Origin of the sequence: Oxalicibacterium solurbis (assembly GCF_014635845.1) — a bacterium.
GTDB classification, from domain to species: domain Bacteria; phylum Pseudomonadota; class Gammaproteobacteria; order Burkholderiales; family Burkholderiaceae_D; genus Oxalicibacterium; species Oxalicibacterium solurbis.
The window spans coordinates 103,573-126,217 of record NZ_BMDP01000003.1; the positions used below are offsets into that span (position 1 = coordinate 103,573).

Below are 22,645 nucleotides of genomic sequence, written 5' to 3' on the forward strand. Positions count from 1 at the left end.
AGCGGCTGAAAATATAAACTTGGCATGCCATTCTAGCGCCAGAACCACTCACGCAATCCGCACACGCAAACCAGTCTTCATTTCTTCTTCAGGACTTCACTGCCTCGAAAAAGGCTGAATCGATCGTGAAGGAATGATCGGACTCCACCGCAAAGTGGTGGCGCACCTCTTCCGATGCACCATCGAACAGGCTGCGTATGGCCGTCACGCGCTCTGCCGGCGTACGCATGCGTGCGATCCAGTCGGCGAACACCATCTTCAACCGCCACTGCTGCACCGCATCCTGTGTAGCAAAACCGACGGCACGCAACATCGCCGACCATTCGGAGATGCGATAGTCCCGTACATGCGACGCATCGCGCAATATCTCCACCGACTGCAGCATCGTATCGAGCAACGGCTGTTCGGGCGCGACGATATCGATGACGATCATCCTGCCGCCTGTCTTGAGTACGCGATGCGCTTCGCGCAATCCGGCCGGCACATCGTACCAATGATGCGCGGAAAAACGTGTGATCACGATATCGAACGACGCATCGTCGAAAGGCAATTTTTCCGCCTGCGCCTGTTGGGTAACGATGTTCGACAAGCCGCGCTGCTGCGCCGCCGCCGCAACCACCTCCAGCATCTGCACCGACAGATCGCAGGCGACCACGGAAGCCACCGACGGCGCCACCGCAAAACTGACATGGCCGCCGCCGCATCCGAGATCGAGCACCTTCGCTATCGACTGCCCTCCGACGATGGTTTGCAGCCGCTTCAGGTCTTCGCCCTGCGCATGCACAGTGCTGGTCAGATAGGCCGATGCCGTTTCGCCGAATTGTTTTGCTGCCACTGCCGTTTGCTTCATGTTGCTCTCCGGTTGCATGAGGGTGAGGCCAGAATATGCAATCATTCATCCTGTAACAAGATAACAAAACATCCTGGTATGTTTTGTGCCAGACAGAACCCGCATCCCGATTTTTCATGGAGTGCAGCACCATGCACAGCAAGCTCGGCAGCTTCATCCGCACACACCGCGAACACATCAAGCCGCAGGACATCGGCCTGCACGTGACCGGATCACGCCGCACGCCGGGCCTGCGGCGCGAAGAACTGGCGCAGTTATGCGGCGTCAGCCCGACCTGGCTCACGTGGCTGGAACAGGGTCGGCCGGTTTCCGCCTCGGTGAAGGTGCTGGACAAGCTGGCCGATGTGATGCGGCTGACGCCGGCCGAACGCGCCTACCTGTTCCGTCTGGCCGACCGGCTGGATCCGCGCGAACCCGCAACCGAACGCGCGGCGATCGATGCGAATGCCATCGTCGGTGCCATCGATGTGCCTGCCTACATGCTGGATCGCCAATGGGATGTCGTCGCATGGAACAAGCCGGCGGCAACCCTGTTCACCGGCTGGCTGGACAAGCGCACAAAACAGGTGCCGCAACCGAATCTGCTGCAGTTCACATTCCTGTCGCCGGGGGCACGCACGCTGATCACGAACTGGCCCGAACGCGCGCAACGATTGGTGGCGGAATTTCGCGCCGATTGCGGCAAGGCGACGGACGAAGAGCCGCTGGCCGGCATGATCGAACAACTGCGACAAGGCAGCGAAGAATTCGATCGTCTATGGAATTCGCAACAGGTAGTCGGCCGCGACGGCGGATTGCGGCAGTTCCGGCATCCGAAGAAAGGCGAGCTGCGCTACGAACAAGTGACGTTCAATGTGGCATCGAGCCGCGGCCACAAGCTCGTCATGCTGCTGCCTGCTTGATCAGAAACGTGATCCAGAACGTGATCAGGAACGCGCCTGCGCCGACAGACGGTTGAAATCGCCGATCCAGTCCTGCAATGTATTGACGAAATGCCGCCGCTGTTCCGGCGTCGCCATGCGCATCATTTGCGCCACCAGCGCCGCATTGGCCTGATTGCTCGCCTCGGCAAACTTCTGCCGCTCCGGATCGCCGAAGCGGTCGACGGTATCGGTAATGTATTTGCGGATCATCGCTGCCGCCTCGTTGCGCGACGGCCGTTCCGCATGGATTTTCCGCAGCAACGCGAGCAATTCCTGCTGGCGCTGCAGACGTTCGGCCAGCAACATTTCATTGTTCAACGGTCGCGCATCGGACAATGCACGTAACCGTATTTCCTGATCCCGATCGAAGTTGCCGAACCAGTATTCGGCCTGCTTCATCATTTTCCTGTAACGAAATTTCTGGCGCTCGTCCGTATCGCCAGACAGATATTCCTTGCGGAACTTGTTGCTGTTCCGCGTGAACTTCTGCTCGACATTGGCGATCTGAGCCGGGGTCAACGACAACGCCAGGTCGGCCAGTTCCGGCGCGGCGCGGTCGGCGATGCGCAGGATGCGTGCCTTGCCTTCGTTGTAGTCGTTCAGCAGATCCGCCGGCCTGGCGGTTGAAAGATCGCGATGCTGGATACGCGATACGAATTGCACGTAATCGCGCAGCTGCGTCTTGCGATGCCAGTCAAACAGCGTGCTTATATGTTGTTTGACCCAGGGTTTCTGATCGTTCTCGAAGTCGACATAACTATCCAGCCACCAGTATGAAACAAGCTCGCCGTTGTTATAGCCCATGCGCGCCGCGCTGCACGCAAATAACAACAGCGCCAGGCCGGCAATGCACAGTTTTTGCATCCAGAAACGATCCGGCCGCATGATAAACTTTTGCATTCTTTTCATTGGTTTCCTATGAACATCGTCATCCTCGCCGCCGGCATGGGAAAGCGCATGCAATCCGCGCTACCGAAAGTCCTTCACTTCCTTGCCGGCAAGCCGTTGTTGTCGCACGTCATCGATACTGCGCGCACGCTGTCGCCGCAAAAGTTGTGCGTGATCTACGGTCATGGCGGTGAACAGGTGCCGCAATTGCTGCAGGCCAAGGATCTGCAATTCGCCAAACAGGAACCGCAACTGGGAACCGGCCATGCCGTCATGCAGGCCGTGCCGCATCTGGACGACGATGTACCGACACTGATCCTGTACGGCGATGTGCCGCTGACGACTGCCGCTTCGCTGCAACGCCTGTTGGACACGGCCGGCCGCGATAAGTTGGGCATTCTCACAGTCAACATGGACGACCCGACCGGCTACGGCCGTATCGTGCGCGACGGCAAGAACGGCAAGGGAAACATCGTTCGCATCGTCGAGCAGAAGGACGCCAGCGCCGACGAGCGCGCCATCCGCGAAGTGAACACCGGCATCATCGTCGCACCGACCCGGCAACTGAAAACGTGGCTGACCAAACTGTCCAACAACAATGCGCAAGGCGAGTATTACCTGACGGACATCGTCGCCCAGGCTGTGGCCGACGGCGTCAAGGTCGTCTCGGCACAACCCGATCACGTGTGGGAAACCCACGGCGTCAACAGCAAGGTGCAACTGGCCGAACTGGAACGCACGCATCAACGCAATATCGCCCATGCATTGCTCGAACGCGGCGTGACGCTGGCGGACCCCGCCCGCCTCGACGTGCGCGGTTCGCTGACCTGCGGCCGCGACGTCTCGATCGATGTCGGCTGCGTATTCGAAGGCAATGTGGAACTGGCCGACGGCGTGCGCATCGATGCCTACTGCGTGGTGGCGAATACGAAGATCGGCACGAACGTGCACGTGCGTCCGTACAGCCATTTCGAAAACGCCGTGGTGGGCGACGACTGCATCATCGGCCCGTTCGCGCGGCTGCGTCCTGGCACCGTGCTGGCCGAGGATGTGCACATCGGCAATTTCGTCGAAGTGAAGAACAGCGAAATCGCCGCACACAGCAAGGCCAATCATCTGACCTACGTCGGCGACTCCACCGTCGGCTCGCGCGTCAATCTCGGCGCCGGCACCATCACCTGCAACTACGACGGCGTCAACAAATCGCGCACCGTGATCGAAGACGACGTATTCGTCGGCAGCGCCACGCAACTGATCGCACCGATCCGCGTCGGCCGCGGCGCAACGCTGGGTGCCGGCACCACGCTGACCAAGGATGCGCCGGCCGACAAGCTGACCGTATCACGTGCGAAGCAGGTTACCGTCGACAACTGGCAGCGGCCGGTCAAGAAAAAATAAATTCTTCTCGCAAGCCTGCTCGGATTCGCTCAGGCAGCTACACGCGCATTGCGGCGCACGGCCTGCGGCGGCTGATGCAAGACGCGCAAGAATGCCCGCCGCATCCGCTCACGATCGGCAAACCCGGTTTCATTGGCAATCGTATCCATCGGCAAGCGGCCCTGCTCCATCATCAGGCGCGCCGCTTCCACCCGCAGATGTTCAATCGCCTTGGCCGGGGACTGTCCGGTTTCTTCGGTAAAGGCACGGCTGAACTGGCGCGGACTCAGACTGGCGACAGCCGCCAGCTCATCGACCGATAACGCATTCTTCAGATTCTTCTTCGCGTAATCCAGCACTTTCTGGATGCGGTCCGATTTCGGTTCCAGTTCGAGCAATGCCGAAAACTGCGATTGCCCGCCGGCACGGCGGTGATATACAACCAGCTTGCGCGCCACTTCACGCGCGACCTCCGCACCGAGATCCTTTTCCACCATCGCCAGCGCCAGATCGATGCTGGCAGTCATGCCGGCCGAGGTCCACGTCTGACCATCGATGATGAAGATGCGGTCTTCCTCGACCTTCAGTCGCGGATAGTCCTTCTGCAAGGTACGCGCGAATGCCCAATGCGTGGTTGCCCGCTTGCCGTCCAGCAGGCCGGCTTCCGCCAGCACGAAAGCGCCTGTGCACGGAGCCGCAACACGGCGCGATGTCTTCATCGCCTTGCGCACGAAATCCAGCAAGCCCGGCGTCGATGGCGTGATCTCCATGCCGGCGCCGATCATCACCGTATCGAAACGGCGATTGCCGAACGGCGCGGTATCGATGGAGAACCCGGCAGAAGTCGGCACCAGCCCGCCATGTTCGGACAATAGTGCAACACGATAAACGTCCTCACCGGCAACGTGATTAGCCGTTTCAAAAACAGCGACGGTTGACAGGCTCATGACCTGGAATCCGGGATAAACAACGAAACCGATGGTTTGCATAAGGGTGCCTTTCAACATGCAGGACACGGCAATTCCACGATATTGCAATGTCTCAAAAAGCTGTATATATGACATTTACGTCAAACGCAAGCGCCCCTATTCTGATTTCCAGCAGCAAGCCATCCCGGCAAGCACACCACTGGAACCAAGGAAAATCATCATGACGCAAACCAATATGGGCACCGCCGTCGTCACCGGCGCATCGTCGGGCATCGGCGCCCTCTATGCAGACCGCCTCGCCCGCCGTGGCTACAACCTGATTCTTGTCGCCCGCAATCGCCAGCGCCTCGATGCACTGGCACGCGATCTGGCCGACAAAACGGGGCGCACCGTAGAAGTGATCGCCGCCGATCTCAACAACAAAGCCGATCTGGCGCGCGTCGAGCAAGCGTTGCGCGCCGATTCCAGCATCACCGCACTGGTCAACAATGCCGGCGTCGGCAGCGCCACGCCGCTGCTGGCCGCCAATCCGGAAGACATGCAGGCGATGATCGACCTGAACGTCACTTCGCTGGTACGCCTGACCTACGCCGCGGTTCCCGGCATGGTCGCGCGCGGCAAAGGCACCGTCATCAATATTTCATCCATTGCCGCCATCACGCCGGAAGTCCTGAACGGCGTCTACAGTGGCTCCAAGGCATTCGTGCTGGCATTCAGCCAATCGCTGCATCACGAGTTGAAAGACAAAAACATTCGTGTGCAAGTCGTTGCACCAGGCGCGACGGCGACCAACTTCTGGGAAGCCGCCGGCGTCGCCATCGAACAGCTGCCGCAGGAATGGGTGATGAAAACGGAAGAAATGGTCGACGCGGCATTGGCCGGTCTCGATCAGGGCGAACTGGTCACAATCCCTGCATTGCCGGACATCGCCGACTGGCAAGCCTATGAAGCAGCCCGCCAGAAGATGATGCCCAATCTGTCGCGCACGCATGCGGCAGAACGGTACCGCACGAAAGCAGTTGCCTGAACGCGCAAACGAAATGTTTCACATGCCGTCACGCCGCTCAGCAGGATAGCGGCGCGGCGGCATGACGGCGACCGAAATACAACTGCACGGCAATTGCCAGCAACGACAGTACGGCGCCCATTACGCACACACCCAGCCACTGCCAGTGATTCCACGCCAGACTGCCGGCCACCGAGCCGATACCGCCGCCGAGAAAGCGTGTGACGTTGTAGACGGTATTCAGCCGCCCCACCGCTTCGCTCTTCAGCGCGAAGTTGCGCGTCATGTTCGATACATGGCCGGATTGCATGCCGAGGTCGAGCAGTACCACGCCGGCTGCAACGCCGAGCAATCCATATCCGACCGAGCCGAACACGACGAACGCAACGACGAATAGGATGCTGCTCAGCATCACCGTCAAGCGCGGACTGCGGCGATCCGACAGCTTGCCTGCATACGGCGCGGCCGTCGCGCCGATCACGCCGACCAGACCGAACATGCCTGCCACATCGCTGCCGTAATGCTGCGGCAGGTTGTGCAGATGAAATACCAGCGTGGTCCAGAATGCGCTGAAGGCAGCGAACTGCAATGCAGCGACCAATGACGTTTCGCGCAATACCGGCTGGGTGCGGATCAGTTCGCCCATCGATTTCATCAGCGACAGATAACTGCCCTTGAACGTCGGCGGCCCCTTCGGCAACGCACGGCCAAGAACGAAGAAAAGCACGACCATCAAACCGGCAGCGATCCAGTACATCGTGCGCCAGCCCAGATGCGCGCCGACGAAACCCGCGACCGTGCGCGACAGCAGAATGCCGGTCAGCAAGCCGCCCATCACGATGCCGACCACACTGCCGCGCTCCTTCGGTTCGGCCAGTTGCGCGGCGAACGGCGTCAGCAATTGCGGCACCACACTGGCGAAACCGATCGCGAAACCGAATACCGACAACCACCACATCGACGGTGCCAGCGCTGCAGCAATCAGCGCGCACATCGACACCAGCAGCAATGTGCGGATCATGCCGCGCCGCTCGACCTTGTCGCTTAATGGCAGGAACAGCAACATGCCCAGCGCATAGCCGAACTGTGTCAGCGCGGCGACGATGCCGGCCGATTTTTCCGTCACGCCGAAGGTGTGTGCAAACTCCACCAGCAGCGGCTGGTTGTAATAGTTGTTGGCGACCACCACGCCGCCGGCGATTGCCATGATCCAGATCGTCGACTTGTTCACCATGCTTTGCGCCATCCCTTACCTGCTGTTCATATGAATGCAGGCAGTCTAGGCAGCATCGACTTATAAGGAAAATACCGTTTTTATCGGACATCCATACAGATAAAATATGAACGTAAATTCAAGAGGTGTCATATGGATATCCGCCAGTTGAAATACTTCATGGCCATCGTCGAAGAGGGCCAGATCAGCCGCGCCGCACGCCGTCTGCATATGGCGCAGCCGCCATTGAGCCTGCAATTGAAAATGCTGGAAGACGAACTCGGCGCGCGGCTGATCGAACGCAATACGAAAAGCCTGCGGCTGACCGAAGCCGGCCACGCGCTATACCAGCGCGCCGAGCAGATCGTCGGGCTGGTCGATACGACGGCGAGGGAAATTCGCGAATTCGATCAGGGCCTGCGCGGCACGCTGGCAATCGGCAGCCCGCCCGGCATCGGCCATCTCTACATACCGCCACGCATTGCCGAATTTCACGTGGCATATCCGGAAGTCAATTTCCAATGGCGCGAGGGCAACACCTATCGCATCCTGGAGCTGCTGGACAAACGCGTGATCGAAGTCGGCATCGTGCGGCTGCCTATCGACGACAACAGCTATGAGCAGATCCCCTTGCTGACGGAACCATGGGTTGCCGTCACGCGCAGGATCAAGGGCAAGCGCCAACCGAAGGCGATCGCGCTGCCCGATCTCGCACGCCAGCCGCTGCTGCTGATGCAACGCCAGCAAGGCATCTTCTGTCACGACATGGTGTGGGACGAATTGCGCGCCGCCGATGTCGAGCCGACCGTGTTCTGCGAAAGCGACAACGTGATGGCATTGCTGAACCTGGTCGAGCTCGGGTTGGGCGCCGCCATCATTCCGCGCTCGGCGGCGCTGCTGAAACCCAGCGACGATCTGCACATCATGGATATCGCCGGCTGCCGGCTCGAATCGGCGGTGGCGATCACCTGGCTGCGCGGCCAGCGGTTGTCGGCCGCCGCCAGGCAATTCCTGGAAATGTTCTAGTGCAAAACGTTGCCGGAAACAGCCGGCAATGCAATGTTTTGTAGCGCCAACGAGGAACAGATACAGAACGATACAAACCGGCATCGATGAAGGGATATAAAGCCGTCATTCCCATTCAGGAGAACACCGATGCCTTCTCTTCAATCACGCCTATTTATCCGTACTATCCGCACGATTCACACGATCCGCACAATTCGCACGAAGGCCGTTTTCGCCATGCTGTCGCTGGCCTGCGCAACTGCGGCACTGGCTGCGCCCGACGCTCCGGCGACGTCAGCGAATATCGCTTCCGCAAAATCTGCCAAAGTAACCAAAGCCGCCGCCAATCCCACAAATTCCGCGAGTTCCGCGAATTCCGATACCTCGCCAATCTACGGCGTGACAATTCCCGACGGCTATCGCAAATGGCAGTTCATCGCGCCGGCACACGAAACGGCACCACTCGACGAATTACGCGTCGTGCTCGGCAATCCGAAAGCCATCGCCGCCATCGAGAAAAACCAGTTGCCGTTCCCCGACGGCACCGTGCTGGTCAAACTCGCATGGAAGCACGTGCAGTCGGCCGAATTTGCGCCGGCCTATGTGCCGGGCAAGGCGACGACGGTACAGGTGATGGTCAAGGATTCGAAGAAATATGCAGCGACCGGCGGCTGGGGCTTCGGCCGTTTCATCGACGGCAAGGCGGTCGACGCTGCGCAACACCAGACCTGCTTTGCCTGCCATCAGGCGCTGGTGAAGAATCACGACTACGTCTTTACGCGACTGGCGCCATGATTTCGCAGCAATCGTCGTTACCCTTCTTCGCATGAAGAAGCGGCAACGTCAGACGTCGATGCGCGTATCGAACTTGCTGCGGTGGATCGAAAAGAAACTTTTCACATTGCGCACATTGGCATGCGCGGCGAAGACACGATGTGCCAGCGCATGATAGGCAGGCATATCGGCCACCTGCACGATCAGCACGAAATCCGGCCCCGGCGATACGCGATAGCATTGCAGCACCGCGGCCTCGCCGGCGACCAGCTCCTCGAATTCCTGCTGCCGCTCGGCCGCCTGATTGTCCAGCGTGATTTCGACGATCGCCGTCAATCGCGCTCCCACGCTGGCAGGCGCGACGATCGCCACCTGCTTTTCGATCACGCCGGCATCCGTCAGCCGCTTGACGCGGCGCAGGCAGGTCGGCGGCGAAGCATGCACGGCCTGGGCCAATTCATGATTGGTCTGCGATGAATCGGCTTGCAGCGCATTCAGGATGCGGCGATCCAGTTCATCCAGAATAAGTTCATCGCTCATTTGAAAATATTTTTCAAATATTTGAAATATTATTTCTCAACTGATTATCCATGCAATTTTAGTTCATTTTTCACGAAATTTTGAAAACTTATTCTGTTTTTCCTGCTCTAGGATGTGTCTCGTTATTAGCAATACTCATTTTTTGAAGGACATCCCATGTGCGGCATCGTCGGCGCCGTCGCTCAACGCGACATCACTCCCATCCTGATCGAAGGCCTGAAGCGCCTTGAATACCGCGGCTACGATTCCTGCGGCATCGCGCTGCACGTGGACGGCAAGCTCGAACGCTCGCGCAGCACGTCGCGCGTGGCAGAACTGGAAAAACAGATCGACGGCTCGGGCCTCGCCGGCTTCACCGGCATCGCCCACACGCGCTGGGCCACGCACGGCGCGCCGGCATCGCACAATGCGCATCCGCATTTCTCGCGTGAACGCATCGCACTGGTCCACAACGGCATCATCGAAAACCACGACGAACTGCGCGACGAATTGAAGAAGGCCGGCTACGTCTTCGAAAGCCAGACCGATACCGAAGTCATCGCGCACCTGGTCGATCACCTGTACACCGGCGACCTGTTCGAAACCGTGCAACTGGCGACGAAGCGGCTGACCGGTGCCTTCGCGATCGCTGTGTTCTGCCGCGACGAACCGCACCGCGTGGTCGGCGCGCGCCGCGGCTCACCGCTGATCGTCGGCGTCGGCAACGGCGAGAACTTCCTCGCCTCCGACGCGCTGGCGCTGGCCGGCACCACTGACCAGATCATCTATCTGGAAGAAGGCGACGTCGTCGACCTGCAGCTGCAACGCGTCTGGATCGTCGACGGCAACGGCAAACAGGTGCAGCGTGAGGTGAAGACCGTGCATGCGCATACCGGCGCGGTCGAACTCGGCCCGTATCGCCATTACATGCAGAAGGAAATCTTCGAACAGCCGCGCGCAATCGCCGATACGCTGGAAGGCGTCGAAGCCATCATGCCGGAAATCTTCGGCGACAAGGCTTACGGCATCTTCAAGAAGATCGATTCGCTGCTGATCCTCGCCTGCGGCACCAGCTACTACGCCGGCGTCACCGCCAAATACTGGATCGAAGCCGTGGCCGGTATCCGCGTCGACGTCGAGATCGCCAGCGAATACCGCTACCGCGACAGCGTGCCGAATCCGAATGCGCTGGTCGTCACGATCTCACAAAGCGGCGAAACCGCCGACACGCTGGCCGCTCTGCGCCATGCGCAATCGCAAGGCATGCAGCACACGCTGACGATCTGCAACGTCTCCACCAGCGCGATGGTGCGCGAGTGCGAACTCGCCTACATCACGCGTGCCGGCGTCGAAGTCGGCGTTGCGTCGACCAAGGCATTCACGACACAGCTGGCCGCACTGTTCCTGCTGACGCTGACGCTGGCGCAAGTGAAAGGCCGCCTGAACGACGAACAGGAAGCCGCCTATCTGAAACAGATGCGTCACCTGCCGGTGGCGATCACCTCGGTGCTGGCGCTGGAACCGCAGATCATCGCCTGGGCCGAAGCCTTCGCACGCAAGGAAAACGCTCTCTTCCTCGGTCGCGGCCTGCACTATCCGATCGCACTGGAAGGCGCGCTGAAATTGAAGGAAATCTCATACATCCACGCCGAAGCGTATCCGGCCGGCGAACTGAAGCACGGCCCGCTGGCGCTGGTGACGGAAGAAATGCCGGTCGTCACCGTCGCCCCCAACGATTCGATGATCGAGAAGCTGAAGTCCAACATGCAGGAAGTGCGCGCGCGCGGCGGCGAACTGTATGTGTTCGCCGACGGCGATTCACGCATCGCGTCGGACGACGGCCTGCATGTGATCCGCCTGCCTGAACACTACGGCCTGCTGTCGCCTATCCTGCACACGGTGCCGCTGCAGCTGCTGGCGTATCACACGGCGCTGGCACGCGGTACCGATGTCGACAAGCCGCGCAATCTGGCGAAGTCGGTGACGGTGGAATAACGCGCAGCCCGGCGCACCGCTTGAAAATCAAATACGGCGAGGCGCCTATGACGATTGCACTGTCGCGAACGATTCGGGAATAGCCACCACTTTTCCGTCACAATTCACCCAGCAATAATGCAGCGGAACAGTCTGCCCTCTGCGCAGCGGATTGCGCGTGCAATATCGCGCATAGGCAGGATCGACATAACGATATGGAAGATGTTCGTCCCGCCCTGCCGTGATTCCCAGGCGTGTCGTCTGAATCAGCACTTCCGGGGAATCGTTCACATCGTCGAGGAAAAGTTCGCCAGGGTCGAAGGTGCGCGCATCCCAGTCCGGCACGCGCAGCGCCAGCGCGCGGCACAACAAGGTCTGCCCCGCGCAAAGTTTGTGCAACGACCGCACCTCGCCGCCGGCATCGGGGTTTTCTGCCTGCATGACGGCCAGCGCTGCCGGGCCGGCAATCGCATCTATCCACGGATATCCCGCCTTGATCAGGACTGAATTACCAGCGCCTTCCGCACCAATATTGAACGAATCGCCACCACGCGAGTAATACATGTAGATGGTGCCGCCGTGCTCCATGAACAGGGCGCGCCGCTTGTGCGTGTAGCCCAGCGATGCATGGCTGCCGCGTTCGTCCAGACGGTAGGCTTCGGTTTCGATGATGCGCGCGGACAACCATTGGCCTTTCCACCGCCGGCGCAGCACCTTGCCGATCAGCGCGCGCGCCAGCGCAGGGCTGTCGCGATCGAAGAAATCCTGGTTCAGCATGTGGAAACAGGTATCGCCGGTTTCCGCCTTTTGCATATCGTCTTTCATTGAAACTGCCGTTTACTGTTGCTTCAATTGACCAAGGGCCGTGAATCGCAAGCCTTCGGTCTCACGAAAGATATCCAAACCAATGCTCTTCGCTCACTATGTGTAAATTCATACCTGCTTCGCGGTACTGCATCGCTTTTTCAATTTTTGTTCCGTGGGTCGAATGCAGCCAATCACGACTACCAATATCTCCGATCACCAGATAATGCAGCTTCTTTGTGATCGAATTCGCCGTAACGCCATTTCTCTTGACGACCTGCTCCTCACACCATTGCCTGGTTCCCGATTGAAATTTTCCTGTAAAACAAAATACTCTGTCATTAAAAACAAGATCTGGAGCAGGTTTGCATAATGGCAGGGAAGTGCTATCACTTGCGATGTTATTGAATGGGGCGGTATTTCCCCCAACCGTTGCAAGAAGAAGATCCATAATCTCCTCTTCTTCACGCAAGTCCATTTGACCATCAGACAAGGCGGCTGCAAGACGTGGATAAATTGCCTTTGCCGGCCATTTGTCCAAAGCACCCCGATTGTTATTCATCCACATGAGAAGAAACTCCACCTCTCCTTGATGCACCATCCCGTCTGCCATGACACCCTTTACAACACCAATCAATTCATCGACTTGGCGATTTGCGACATCCGCAGCGCGATATCCCGGATATAAAGGTTGGCCATCAGCATTAATGTCTTCCTGCTTGGTCAAAGTGATTTTGTTATGTATTTCCTGCATCCAACCCATGGCAATCCTCCCTAAAGAAAAGAATTAACACACAATGACATTCCCACCGCCTTCCATAATGCAGGAAAGTCACAAAATCAAAGATGGAGGGCAAAATCATTTCGACCTTTCCGTCCTATTGCGCATCATCTCCCCCGGCGTCATGCCCATCACCTGACGGAAAGCATGGCTGAACGCCGCCACGCTGCTGAAGCCGAGTTGCGAGGCCAGCCGCTTGATCGAAGTATGCCCGCTGCCAAGTATCTCGACTGCCGACATGATGCGGGCGCGCTGGCGCCATGCCTTGAACGTCAAATCGGTTTCGGCCGGAAATAGCCGCGTGATCGTGCGGGCCGAAGCACCCGCTTCCTGCGCCAGCAGATCGAGATCCTGCGTGCCGGCCGGATCGGCCAGCACCAGATCGGCGACGCGGCGTGCACGCGGATCGGTCGGCAGCGGCATGAAGGTGGCCGCGTCCTCGTCTTCCGCCAGTTCGTACAACGCCACCGCTACCAGCAGATCGATGCGCTGCGGGTGGTTATCTTCCCTGAATGCGCCAAGTATGGTTTCACGCAGCAACGGACGGACAGCGACCACGAACTCGCGTTGCAGCCGCTGCGCCTCGGCATGCGTGGCCAGCCACGACGGCGGCACCAGCAAGGCGCGCATCTCGATATCGGCTAGCACATCCACCGCATGCTCGATGCCCGGCGGCAGCCACACGGCACGCGCAGGCGGCACCAGCCAGCGCCCCTTCGGCGTGGTGACCTGCATGATGCCGCTGGAGGCGTACAGCAACTGCGCCTCGCGATGCACATGCAGGCCGAGATGCGTGCCGCGCGCATAACGCGTCGCCGAAACGATCATGCGCTCGCCACTTGCGGGCAGATCTGACGATGGCGTCTTGTCGATGTCAGTTGTCCTTTCATTGCAGAACAGACAGATTACGCTGTCAGCGTTCTTTTGGAAAGGCTCGTCATGCACTCTGCTCGCACTGTCATCAATTACATCAATATTGCCCACTTCATCGATCATTACGCGATGCTGGTCTTCGCCGCCGCAGTGGTCGTCATGGCGCCGGTGTTCGGCGTCGGCTACGCCGAACTGCTGCCGTATGCGACGCCCGGCTTCATCGCTTTCGGCGCCGGTTCGCTACTGACCGGCTGGCTGGGCGACCGCTGGAGCCGCCGCCACATGATGGTGATCTTCTTCATCGGCATCGGCTTCGCCATGATCGCAACCGGACTGGCGCAGACGCCGGGCCAGCTGGGCGCGGCGCTGCTGGCCATCGGCCTGTTCGCGGCGATCTACCATCCGGTCGGCACCGCGATGCTGGTCGCGCATGCCGGCAAGCTGGGACGCGAAGTCGGCGTCAACGGTGTCTGGGGCAATCTCGGCGTGGCGTCTTCAGCACTGGTGACGGGCGTCGTCTGCCAGTATCTCGGCTGGCGCTGGGCGTTCGTGCTGCCAGGCGTGATTTCGATTGCGGCCGGCATCCTGTTCGCCGGCAATGTGCGGCATGCCGACAGCCCTGCCCGCGCCGCCTCGGCAAGCAAGTCGGCACACAACATGGGGCATGGGTCCGGACACGCCTCCAGACAAATACTGGCGCGCATCCTGTTCGCGCTGGCCGTCACCATCGTCGCCAGCTCCACCACCTTCAACGCGTTGACGATCTCGCTGCCCAAACTGTTTACGGAGCGCCTGTCCGGCCTGACCACCAGCCCGGCGCTGATCGGCGCCATCGCCGCCGCCACCTATGCTTTCGGCGCGATCGCGCAATACATCATCGGCCATCTGCTCGACCGTCATTCGCTGAAGTCGCTGTTCCTGCCGTTGGCGCTGATCCTCGCACCGCTGCTCTACCTCGGCGCCACCCTGTCCGGCCTGCCGCTGGTGCTGGTCTGCGTCGGCATCATCATCGGCATCTTCGGCCAGATCACCGTCAACGATGCGATGATCGGCCGTTACACCAGCGATGAATGGCGCGCCCGCGCCTATGCGATCCGGTATTTCATCGGATTCACCGCAGCCGGCGCTTCGGTCGGGCTGGTTGCCTGGCTGCACGAACGCGGCGGCTTCACGCTGATGCTGCAAGCGATGGCGGGCTTGTGCGTGCTTGTGATCGTCGGCGCGCTGGCATTTCCTGGGAAAGAGCAAGCATCGTCTTGATATGCGTCCACCAAGACCATTCTTCGTCGCAGCCGGATGCTCGATGACGTTTTCCGGATTACAGTTAACGCTCCATCCGTAATCCGGAGAAAGCAATGCAAAACGAAAAATTCCTGCGCATGGCGATCGATCTCGCCCGCGACAATGCCGGCCACGGCGGCCGCCCCTTCGGCGCAGTACTGGTAAAAGACGGCGCCGTCATCGCGACCGGCGTCAACCGGATTCTTTCCACCAATGATCCGACCGCGCATGCGGAACTGTCCGCAATCCGCGAAGCATCGGCCAAGCTGGGTTCGCCACGGCTGGACGGCTGCACGGTCTATGCCAGCGGTCAGCCTTGCCCGATGTGCCTGGCGGCGATTCACCTGACCGGCATACGCGAAGTGGTTTACGCCTATTCGAACAACGATGCGCAACCCTTCGGCCTTTCTTCCGCCGCCGTCTATGCGCAGCTCGCGCTGCCGCTCGAGCAGCAATCGATCGCCATTTCACAGATGCCGATGGGCGAACCCGAGCTTTATCGGGAATGGCAGTCGCGTACTGCCTCGTAACCGCGTAACCGCTCCCTCAATAGCAGGATCGCCGCAAGATCGAGACGATCCGACTATCATTCGAGTCAATCGAGCATGGGGCAATCCGCGCGATTGCCCTATAGTGCGGTCCATATCGCGCACATTGCAGCGCGCCGAATGAACGCAACGGGAGAAAACGCATGCCGCAACAACAATACGACTACGACCTCTTCACGATAGGCGGCGGCTCCGGCGGCGTACGCGCGGCGCGATTCGCCGCACAGTACGGCGCACGCGTGGCGCTCGCCGAGAAACGCGATCTCGGCGGCACCTGCGTCAACGTCGGCTGCATTCCGAAAAAACTGATGTCGTATGCGGCGCACTATCACGACGACCTGCAGGAAGCCGCGCCTTACGGCTGGAGCATCGACAATCCTCGCTTCGACTGGGCCACGCTGATCGCCAACAAGGATCGTGAAATTGCACGCCTGAATGGCGTCTATCGCAAGCTGCTGGACGATACCGGCGTCACGCTGTTCCAGGGACACGCAACGATCGTCGACGCGCATACGGTCGCCGTCGGCGAGCAACGCATCACGGCGCGCCACATCCTGATCGCCACCGGCGGCCGGCCGATGCGGCCTGACGTGCCGGGCGGTGAACTGGGCATCGTCTCCGACGATTTCTTCCATCTGCCGGCGCTGCCGAAGAACGCCATCGTCGTCGGCGGCGGCTACATCGCCGTCGAACTGGCTTCGATTCTCAACGGCCTCGGCAGCAAGGTCACGCTGGTGCATCGCAGCGCGCAACTGCTGCGCGGCATGGATGCCGATCTCGGCGTCTTCCTCGCCAAGGAGATCGAAAAGAAAGGCATCACCGTACGGCTCGATACGCAAATCGCCTCGATCGCGGCAGAGGGCGAGGTAAAACACGTCGCGCTGAAAAACGGAGAAACCATCGCGGCCGATTGCATCCTGTTCGCCACCGGCCGCCAGCCCAATGTCGAAGGCATGGGGCTCGACCAGATCGGCGTGCAGCGCGACGAACGCGGCGCCGTCGTCGTCGATGCGGATTTCCGCACCAGCGTGCCGTCGATTTACGCGGTCGGCGACGTCATCGACCGCGTGGCGCTGACGCCGGTCGCGCTGGCCGAAGGCATGGTGGTGGCTTCTGCGCTGTTCGGCGACGGCAAGCGCGCGGTGTCTTACGACAACATACCGACAGCTGTATTCAGCCATCCGAATGTCGGCACCGTCGGCCTGAGCGAAGACGAAGCACGTCGCCGCCACGGCACGCTGCGCATCTACAAATCCGAATTCCGCGCGTTGAAAAGCACGATCAGCGGCTCCAGCGAACGCGTATTGATGAAACTGGTGGTCGATGAAGCCAGCGACTGCGTGCTCGGCGTGCACCTGGTCGGCCCCGATGCCGGCGAGATCGTGCAGGGATTCGCCGTAGCGCTGAACAGTGGCGCAACCAAGGCACAATTCGATGCGACGATCGGCGTGCATCCGACGCTGGCCGAAGAATTCGTCACGATGCGCACGCCGGTCTGAACGTTGCTGCGCCGACAGCGCCGGTACAAAGACTTGCCGCAACAAGCCCGCTGAAGCGGGCTTTTTCATTTCCGGTCATCGGCATCACGCCTGCACGGCCCGACGAGGCAATGTGCGATACCTAACAGAATTCCCGGTCGAACGGCAGTACAACAGATGATCTTGCCGACGCGCCGACGGAACATGCGGCCGGAACGACTTATCCATCTCTCGAAGGAGCCCAGCATGAAAGTTCTTATCGCCGCACTGACAGGCACCGTTCTTCTCGCAGGCTGCGCCGGCATGACGGATTCGTCGCCGCCGATCGCGGTCGCCAACATGAAACCGACACAGGGCAACACGGCGACCGGCACCGTCACCTTCGTCAAGCAAGGCGACCAATTGCTGATGGACGCACGCCTGACCGGCTTGCCGCCGGGCCCGCACGGTTTTCACATCCACGAAAAAGGCAATTGCAGCGCACCGGATGGAAGCAGCGCCGGCGGCCACTTCAATCCGTCCGGCATGAAGCACGGCAGTCCGGCACAGGCGCAGCATCATGGCGGCGACCTCGGCAACATCATCGCGGATGCGAACGGCAAGGCAGCGCTACGACTCAATATTCCGATCAACGATATCAACGTGAGCAAGAACTCGCCGTCCAGCATTGTCGGCAAAGGCTTGATCGTGCACAGCGATCCGGACGATTACGTCACGCAGCCGACCGGCAATTCCGGCAAACGCCTGGCATGCGGTGTCATCACGCTGAAGTAGGAAATCACGTTTCTCGCAGAACGGTCGCGCATGCGGCCGTTTTTTATTTTCAGTTCAGGAATGCAAATCAGAAGCGCGACATGGCGAATGCACGTATGGAAATCGCGTTGCGATTATGGGTGCGAAGGTAATGCGCGAAGGTCACGCATGCGAAGCAAGACACAGAAGAAAAATACGAAGAACCAAGCGAGGAAATTACGGGTTGCGCAATGGCGCAACCCTGTCGTTCCGTCGGATGAGCGGGGCATCGTACATCATGCTCACCAATTGATAAGTTCCCGGCGCTCTTCCTGCGTCAGCGGCGTGGAAGCAGGCAATCCTGCGAACAACGATTTGAAGTTTTTGCTGAAGTCCAGGTAGAAAGCAACGATCGTCATGGTCATGATAAGCCTCGCAAAAATGACGCGCCGCACCGGCGGCACGATGGTCTGTCGGAAAGGTCTGTCGAAGTGAAACGGCGGACCGGTTTCATCCGGAATGCACCTTCAAAAAATATGCACTGACGATCGGCCCGCGTATCAGATAGAAGTGAATCGAGAATAGTTCAGCACCGGCAGCGACCAAATCGTTACCTGTTGTTACACGAAATGTCCGGTGGAAAAATTCGCGAAATTTGTGTCTTCATTTCGAATCGTTCATGTCACAAAAATGGAGTTGGCACATACTCACAACGCGGTATGCACGACACACGAATCGATCCGTTTTTAAGGCGCAGATGTGCAAAAAACAAACGCAGAAACGAACGAAGAATTGAACAAGGAGAAGGCAAAAAGAAGCTGAAGGGAGCGGAAGAAAAACAAAGAAAAACCGAGAATGCAGATAAGCGGGAGGAACAAAGAAGAAGCCCGGTTTTCACCGGCAGCCGCGCCGCCTGCAAAACGATGCAGGCAGGCGTGCGGCAAAAGAAAGGATCATTTCTTGAGGTGTCGCTTCTTCAGCATCTCGGTAAACTCGAGCGCCAGATAAAGCCCCGCGAAAATCCATAGCGGAAGCACAAAGCAGTACAGCGCATAAAACAAGGCGTCCATCATAACCTCCGAAAGCGTGGTCACTGATCGTCAGGCAAGCCGTTGCAATCCAATAATGACGCGGGCCGATGCCAGCGTCAACATCAAGCGCGCCTTCCTGCCCTGCTACACCCCGACAACATCCTTCACAGGTAAATCATGGTGCAGATGTAACGCCCCCCAACACCAGCCTAGCAATATCGGTCGATGATCTCGAACAGCTTGCGGCATGACCCGCTTTAAGCCGTCAGGAAACCGCCTGCGAATTTCGCCGAAGATGACGTATCGACTGCGGCTGCGCAATGACGGCGATTATTATTGCAGCGCTTCCTTGAGCCGCAGCGCCAGCCGCATCGCATCGTTCTCATCCAGAACGTTGGCGAAGCCCAGCAGCAATCCCTGCTGCGGTTTCGCCTGGATGTACCAGCGCGAGAGCGGATAGACGGATAGTCCGGCAAGATTGAGCTGTTCCGCCAGCAGCACGTCGTTTTCGTGATCGGCCAGTTTCGCCAGCATGTGCAGGCCGCCGGGCCGCAAATCGATACGCACGCGATCGCCAAGCACCTGCTGGAAAACGCGCTGCGTGACCAGCCGCCGCTCCGCATAGAGCGAACGCATTTTCTTCAGGTGCCGCGCGAAATGGCCGTCGGCCATGAAATCCGCCACGCTTGCCTGCAGCAGATATGGGCAGCCGGCATTCAAGTTGTTGGCAACCGCATTGAAACGCGCTACTGCGCTGATCGGCGCGACGACATAGGCCAGCCGCAAACCCGGAAACATCACCTTGCTGAACGTGCCGCTGTAGACGACGCGGTCGTTGCGATCGAGACTTTTCAGCGCCGGCAGCGGCCGTCCCTGATAGCGGAATTCGCTGTCGTAATCGTCTTCGATGATCCAGCTGCCGGCCTGATCGGCCCATTCGAGCAGAGCCATCCGACGTTCCAGCGACAGCATCATGCCGAGCGGACTTTGATGCGAAGGCGTCACCATCGCGAACTTCGCATACGGCTCGCGCCGCTTGCCCTCTTCGACCATCATGCCGTCCTCGTCGACCGGTACCGGCACCAGCCGCACCGCTTCGTTCTGCAGGAACGGGCGCGCGAGAATGTAGCCCGGATCCTCGAACCAGAACGCATCGCCGGGCGTGGAAAGGCTGCTCAGCGTCAGTTCCAGCGTATTGCGCAGACCGGTCGTGACGAACACCTGCTCCGGCAGGCAGGCGACGCCGCGCGAGACGCCCAGATACGTGGCGATCCTCTCGCGCAACTGATCGTAGCCGGCAGGATGCGGGTAACCGAAACGCATCGGTTCGCTGTATCGCAAGCGATGCGTGACCAGCCGGTTCCATACCTTGCGCGGGAAGGCATCCAGCGCCGGCAGCCCGAGCTGTAACGGCCGCGGCGCCTTGCCGTTGTGTTCGATGACGACGGCAGACGGCTGCTCCGGCAGCACCGCCTGCGATTTCAGCACGGTCGGCTGCGGCAGCGACGGCGAGACGATCGTGCCGGCCGCACCGCGCACCTGGAAATAACCTTCATCGGTCAGGATGCGGTAGGCCATGTCCACCGTACCGCGTGCAAGATTCAGCTCGGCCGCCAGCGCCCGCGCGGCAGGAACGCGATCTCCCGGATGCAGATGTCCCTGTTCGATCGCCGTCTTGAAGCGCTGGCAGATCTGCTGGTACATCGGCAGTTCCAGCGTGCGGTCGATGTGCAGGTCCAGTTCCGGTTTCTGTGCAGCAAGCGTCATGGCCTAGTCCTTTTTGCATTTCTTGGCACTTTTGGCATGGCCAAGATATTCGCATACTTCCTCTCAACGAAACGCCAATTTGTTTCAACTGCCAAGCAAGCCCAACCAAGGAGAATCAACATGCAAAGCCGCCTCGATTTCTATACCGCCAACCCGGACGTCCTGAAAGCCCAGATGGGTGTCGAAGCCCAGATCGCCAAAAGCAAGATCGATCACCTGTTGAAAGATCTGGTGCGCCTGCGCGCATCGCAGATCAACGGCTGCGCCTTCTGTCTCGACATGCACACGACCGATGCGCTCAAGGTCGGCGAAACCACACGCCGTCTGGCGACCGTCTCCGCCTGGCGCGAATCGCCTTTCTTCACCGACCGCGAGCGCGCCGCACTGGAATGGACCGAATCGCTGACGCTGGTCTCGCAGAACCATGTACCTGATTCCGTATGGGAAGCGGTGCGCCCGCACTTCACCGATGCGGAACTGTCGGAACTGACCTTGCTGATCGGATCGATCAATACCTGGAACCGCTTCGCCATCGCTTTCCGCAAGATGCCGGAGTAAATTCGACAAGGCCGCATTCGCCTTCACGGGAATGTGGCCCGCCACATCGATCCACCACAAGACCACGAGAGACCTTTCATGAAAATCCTGATCATCGGCGGCACCGGACTGACCGGCAAGAAAGTCGCCAACAACCTGCGCCAACTCGGATACGAGGTGCTGGCCGCGTCGCCAAGCACCGGCGTCAACGCCATGACCGGCGAAGGCCTGTCGGCAGCGGTCAAAGGCGCGCAAATCGTCATCGACCTGAGCAATCCGCCGTCGTTCGCCGATCAGGTCGTGATGGATTTCTTCGAAACGTCCGGGCGCAACCTGATGGCGGCGGAAGAAGCCGCCGGCGTCAAGCATCACATCGTGCTGTCCATCGTCGGCACCGACCGCATGCAGGACAGCGGTTACTTCCGCGGCAAGCTGGTGCAGGAAAATCTGGTGAAGGCATCGAAAGTACCGTACACCATCGTCCGCTCGACGCAGTTCTACGAATTTCTCGAAGGCATCGTGCAGTACGGCGCCGTCGACAACGAAGTGCGACTGACGCCGGCCCACGTGCAACCGATCGCCGTCGACGACATCGCCGCCATCGTCACCGATACGGCGCTGGCGCAACCGCTGAACGGTACCTTCGACGCCGCCGGCCCGGAAAAGGCCGGACTGGCGACACTAGCGCAGCGCTATCTCGATGCTGTCGGCGACAAGCGCACGATCGTGCCGGATGCAAAGGCCGCCTACTTCGGCGCACTGCTCGACGACCAATCGCTGACACCGCTGGGCGATGCGCGCATCGGTCCGACCAGCTTCGATGCGTGGTTTGAAAAATCGCATCCCGCAAAGCAATGACAACGAACAATCACAACATTCACGACGCGACGTCGTCATCCGCCAGGAAAAAAAAGATGAAACCGACTGTGGAAATTAGGCACATCGACAACGAAACGGATCTGGAAGCATCGTTTCCTGTCATGCAGGAACTGCGTCCGCACCTGCAAGACAGCGCGGCCTACGTCGTGCAGGTGATGCATCAACATACGCAAGGCTATCGCCTGCTGGCGGCATGGCACGATGGCGCCATCGTCGGCCTGGCCGGCTATCGTCTGCAGGACAACCTGATCTATGGCCGCTTCGTCTACGTCGACGACTTGATCGTGAGCGCATCGCGGCATGGCTCCGGCATCGGCGAACAGTTGTTGAGCGCCGCACGGCAGCAAGCCGTCGCAGCGCAGTGCAAACACTTCGTACTCGACACCGGTTTGCAGAATGCCTTGGCACAACGCTTCTATTTTCGCCAGGGATTGCTTGCCCGCGGCATGCATTTCGTCGAACCGCTTTTAAATTAA

24 protein-coding genes are annotated in these 22,645 nt (G+C 59.6%); 14 read left to right on the forward strand and 10 right to left on the reverse strand.

What is annotated here, in order from left to right; genetic code table 11:
- Positions 1-88: 88 nt before the first annotated feature.
- A complete protein-coding gene (locus tag IEV40_RS10420; RefSeq protein ID WP_188421401.1) occupies positions 89-850 on the reverse strand; it encodes a class I SAM-dependent methyltransferase in 762 nt (253 codons plus the stop codon).
- A gap of 131 nt (positions 851-981) precedes the next feature.
- Here IEV40_RS10420 and IEV40_RS10425 point away from each other — a divergent pair, with 131 nt between their 5' ends.
- Entirely contained in the window at positions 982-1,752 is a 771-nt protein-coding gene (locus IEV40_RS10425; RefSeq protein WP_188421403.1) for a helix-turn-helix transcriptional regulator, read from the forward strand.
- A 24-nt stretch (positions 1,753-1,776) separates the two neighbouring features.
- Here IEV40_RS10425 and IEV40_RS10430 read toward each other — a convergent pair whose 3' ends face one another.
- Positions 1,777-2,673: a DUF6279 family lipoprotein gene (locus IEV40_RS10430; protein WP_188421405.1), complete on the reverse strand. Its 897-nt coding sequence runs from the start codon at positions 2,671-2,673 to the stop codon at positions 1,777-1,779.
- A gap of 18 nt (positions 2,674-2,691) precedes the next feature.
- Here IEV40_RS10430 and glmU point away from each other — a divergent pair, with 18 nt between their 5' ends.
- On the forward strand, positions 2,692-4,059 hold the full coding sequence (gene glmU, locus IEV40_RS10435) for a bifunctional UDP-N-acetylglucosamine diphosphorylase/glucosamine-1-phosphate N-acetyltransferase GlmU (RefSeq protein ID WP_188421407.1): 1,368 nt from the start codon (positions 2,692-2,694) through the stop codon (positions 4,057-4,059).
- Between the two features lie 29 nt (positions 4,060-4,088).
- Here the strand turns inward: glmU and IEV40_RS10440 are convergent, their stop codons facing one another.
- Positions 4,089-5,027 carry a GlxA family transcriptional regulator gene (locus tag IEV40_RS10440; RefSeq protein WP_188421409.1) on the reverse strand — a complete coding sequence of 313 codons (939 nt, stop codon included), beginning with the start codon at positions 5,025-5,027 and terminating at the stop codon, positions 4,089-4,091.
- Positions 5,028-5,187: 160 nt separating this feature from the next.
- Between IEV40_RS10440 and IEV40_RS10445 the strand changes: the two genes are divergently transcribed.
- Positions 5,188-5,994 carry an SDR family NAD(P)-dependent oxidoreductase gene (locus IEV40_RS10445; RefSeq protein WP_188421411.1) on the forward strand — a complete coding sequence of 269 codons (807 nt, stop codon included), beginning with the start codon at positions 5,188-5,190 and terminating at the stop codon, positions 5,992-5,994.
- Between the two features lie 37 nt (positions 5,995-6,031).
- On the opposite strand, the gene IEV40_RS10450 is transcribed toward IEV40_RS10445, so the two are convergent.
- Positions 6,032-7,219, reverse strand: a complete 1,188-nt coding sequence (locus tag IEV40_RS10450; RefSeq protein WP_188421413.1) for an MFS transporter — start codon at positions 7,217-7,219, stop codon at positions 6,032-6,034.
- Positions 7,220-7,339: 120 nt separating this feature from the next.
- On the opposite strand from IEV40_RS10450, the gene IEV40_RS10455 reads away from it, so the two are divergent.
- Positions 7,340-8,212, forward strand: coding sequence for a LysR family transcriptional regulator (locus IEV40_RS10455; RefSeq protein ID WP_188421415.1), 873 nt, complete (start codon positions 7,340-7,342; stop codon positions 8,210-8,212).
- A gap of 216 nt (positions 8,213-8,428) precedes the next feature.
- Positions 8,429-8,986 carry a cytochrome P460 family protein gene (locus IEV40_RS10460; protein WP_188422354.1) on the forward strand — a complete coding sequence of 186 codons (558 nt, stop codon included), beginning with the start codon at positions 8,429-8,431 and terminating at the stop codon, positions 8,984-8,986.
- A 48-nt stretch (positions 8,987-9,034) separates the two neighbouring features.
- On the opposite strand, the gene IEV40_RS10465 is transcribed toward IEV40_RS10460, so the two are convergent.
- Positions 9,035-9,505: an Lrp/AsnC family transcriptional regulator gene (locus IEV40_RS10465; RefSeq protein WP_188421417.1), complete on the reverse strand. Its 471-nt coding sequence runs from the start codon at positions 9,503-9,505 to the stop codon at positions 9,035-9,037.
- Between the two features lie 156 nt (positions 9,506-9,661).
- On the opposite strand from IEV40_RS10465, the gene glmS reads away from it, so the two are divergent.
- Positions 9,662-11,479, forward strand: coding sequence for a glutamine--fructose-6-phosphate transaminase (isomerizing) (gene glmS / locus IEV40_RS10470; RefSeq protein WP_188421420.1), 1,818 nt, complete (start codon positions 9,662-9,664; stop codon positions 11,477-11,479).
- 45 nt (positions 11,480-11,524) lie between these two features.
- On the opposite strand, the gene IEV40_RS10475 is transcribed toward glmS, so the two are convergent.
- The 3 genes from IEV40_RS10475 to IEV40_RS10485 all read right to left on the reverse strand — a co-directional run bounded on the left by IEV40_RS10475 (position 11,525) and on the right by IEV40_RS10485 (position 13,871).
- Positions 11,525-12,283: a DNA-3-methyladenine glycosylase gene (locus tag IEV40_RS10475; RefSeq protein ID WP_371870054.1), complete on the reverse strand. Its 759-nt coding sequence runs from the start codon at positions 12,281-12,283 to the stop codon at positions 11,525-11,527.
- Between the two features lie 61 nt (positions 12,284-12,344).
- The gene (locus IEV40_RS10480) at positions 12,345-13,025 is read right to left on the reverse strand and encodes a BRCT domain-containing protein (RefSeq protein WP_188421422.1); all 681 of its coding nucleotides are present in this window, start codon (positions 13,023-13,025) and stop codon (positions 12,345-12,347) included.
- A 96-nt stretch (positions 13,026-13,121) separates the two neighbouring features.
- Entirely contained in the window at positions 13,122-13,871 is a 750-nt protein-coding gene (locus tag IEV40_RS10485) for an AraC family transcriptional regulator (protein ID WP_188421424.1), read from the reverse strand.
- 111 nt (positions 13,872-13,982) lie between these two features.
- Between IEV40_RS10485 and IEV40_RS10490 the strand changes: the two genes are divergently transcribed.
- The 4 genes from IEV40_RS10490 to IEV40_RS10505 all read left to right on the forward strand — a co-directional run bounded on the left by IEV40_RS10490 (position 13,983) and on the right by IEV40_RS10505 (position 17,997).
- On the forward strand, positions 13,983-15,176 hold the full coding sequence (locus IEV40_RS10490) for an MFS transporter (protein WP_188421426.1): 1,194 nt from the start codon (positions 13,983-13,985) through the stop codon (positions 15,174-15,176).
- A gap of 95 nt (positions 15,177-15,271) precedes the next feature.
- On the forward strand, positions 15,272-15,727 hold the full coding sequence (locus tag IEV40_RS10495) for a nucleoside deaminase (RefSeq protein WP_188421428.1): 456 nt from the start codon (positions 15,272-15,274) through the stop codon (positions 15,725-15,727).
- Between the two features lie 161 nt (positions 15,728-15,888).
- Positions 15,889-17,244, forward strand: coding sequence for a glutathione-disulfide reductase (gene gorA / locus IEV40_RS10500; RefSeq protein ID WP_188421430.1), 1,356 nt, complete (start codon positions 15,889-15,891; stop codon positions 17,242-17,244).
- A gap of 225 nt (positions 17,245-17,469) precedes the next feature.
- Positions 17,470-17,997 carry a superoxide dismutase family protein gene (locus tag IEV40_RS10505; RefSeq protein WP_188421432.1) on the forward strand — a complete coding sequence of 176 codons (528 nt, stop codon included), beginning with the start codon at positions 17,470-17,472 and terminating at the stop codon, positions 17,995-17,997.
- A 260-nt stretch (positions 17,998-18,257) separates the two neighbouring features.
- Here IEV40_RS10505 and IEV40_RS14710 read toward each other — a convergent pair whose 3' ends face one another.
- Positions 18,258-18,380, reverse strand: coding sequence for a hypothetical protein (locus IEV40_RS14710; protein ID WP_268234580.1), 123 nt, complete (start codon positions 18,378-18,380; stop codon positions 18,258-18,260).
- A 294-nt stretch (positions 18,381-18,674) separates the two neighbouring features.
- Between IEV40_RS14710 and IEV40_RS10510 the strand changes: the two genes are divergently transcribed.
- Positions 18,675-18,983, forward strand: coding sequence for a hypothetical protein (locus tag IEV40_RS10510; RefSeq protein ID WP_188421434.1), 309 nt, complete (start codon positions 18,675-18,677; stop codon positions 18,981-18,983).
- Between the two features lie 336 nt (positions 18,984-19,319).
- Here the strand turns inward: IEV40_RS10510 and pdxR are convergent, their stop codons facing one another.
- Positions 19,320-20,753 (reverse strand): MocR-like pyridoxine biosynthesis transcription factor PdxR, encoded by a 1,434-nt coding sequence (gene pdxR / locus IEV40_RS10515; protein ID WP_188421435.1) that lies wholly within the window; start codon positions 20,751-20,753, stop codon positions 19,320-19,322.
- Positions 20,754-20,873: 120 nt separating this feature from the next.
- Here pdxR and IEV40_RS10520 point away from each other — a divergent pair, with 120 nt between their 5' ends.
- The 3 genes from IEV40_RS10520 (at position 20,874) to IEV40_RS10530 (ending at position 22,645) form a co-directional block, all read left to right on the forward strand.
- A complete protein-coding gene (locus IEV40_RS10520) occupies positions 20,874-21,311 on the forward strand; it encodes a carboxymuconolactone decarboxylase family protein (RefSeq protein ID WP_188421437.1) in 438 nt (145 codons plus the stop codon).
- Positions 21,312-21,389: 78 nt separating this feature from the next.
- Positions 21,390-22,148: an SDR family oxidoreductase gene (locus IEV40_RS10525; protein ID WP_188421440.1), complete on the forward strand. Its 759-nt coding sequence runs from the start codon at positions 21,390-21,392 to the stop codon at positions 22,146-22,148.
- A gap of 56 nt (positions 22,149-22,204) precedes the next feature.
- Positions 22,205-22,645: a GNAT family N-acetyltransferase gene (locus IEV40_RS10530; protein ID WP_188421442.1), complete on the forward strand. Its 441-nt coding sequence runs from the start codon at positions 22,205-22,207 to the stop codon at positions 22,643-22,645.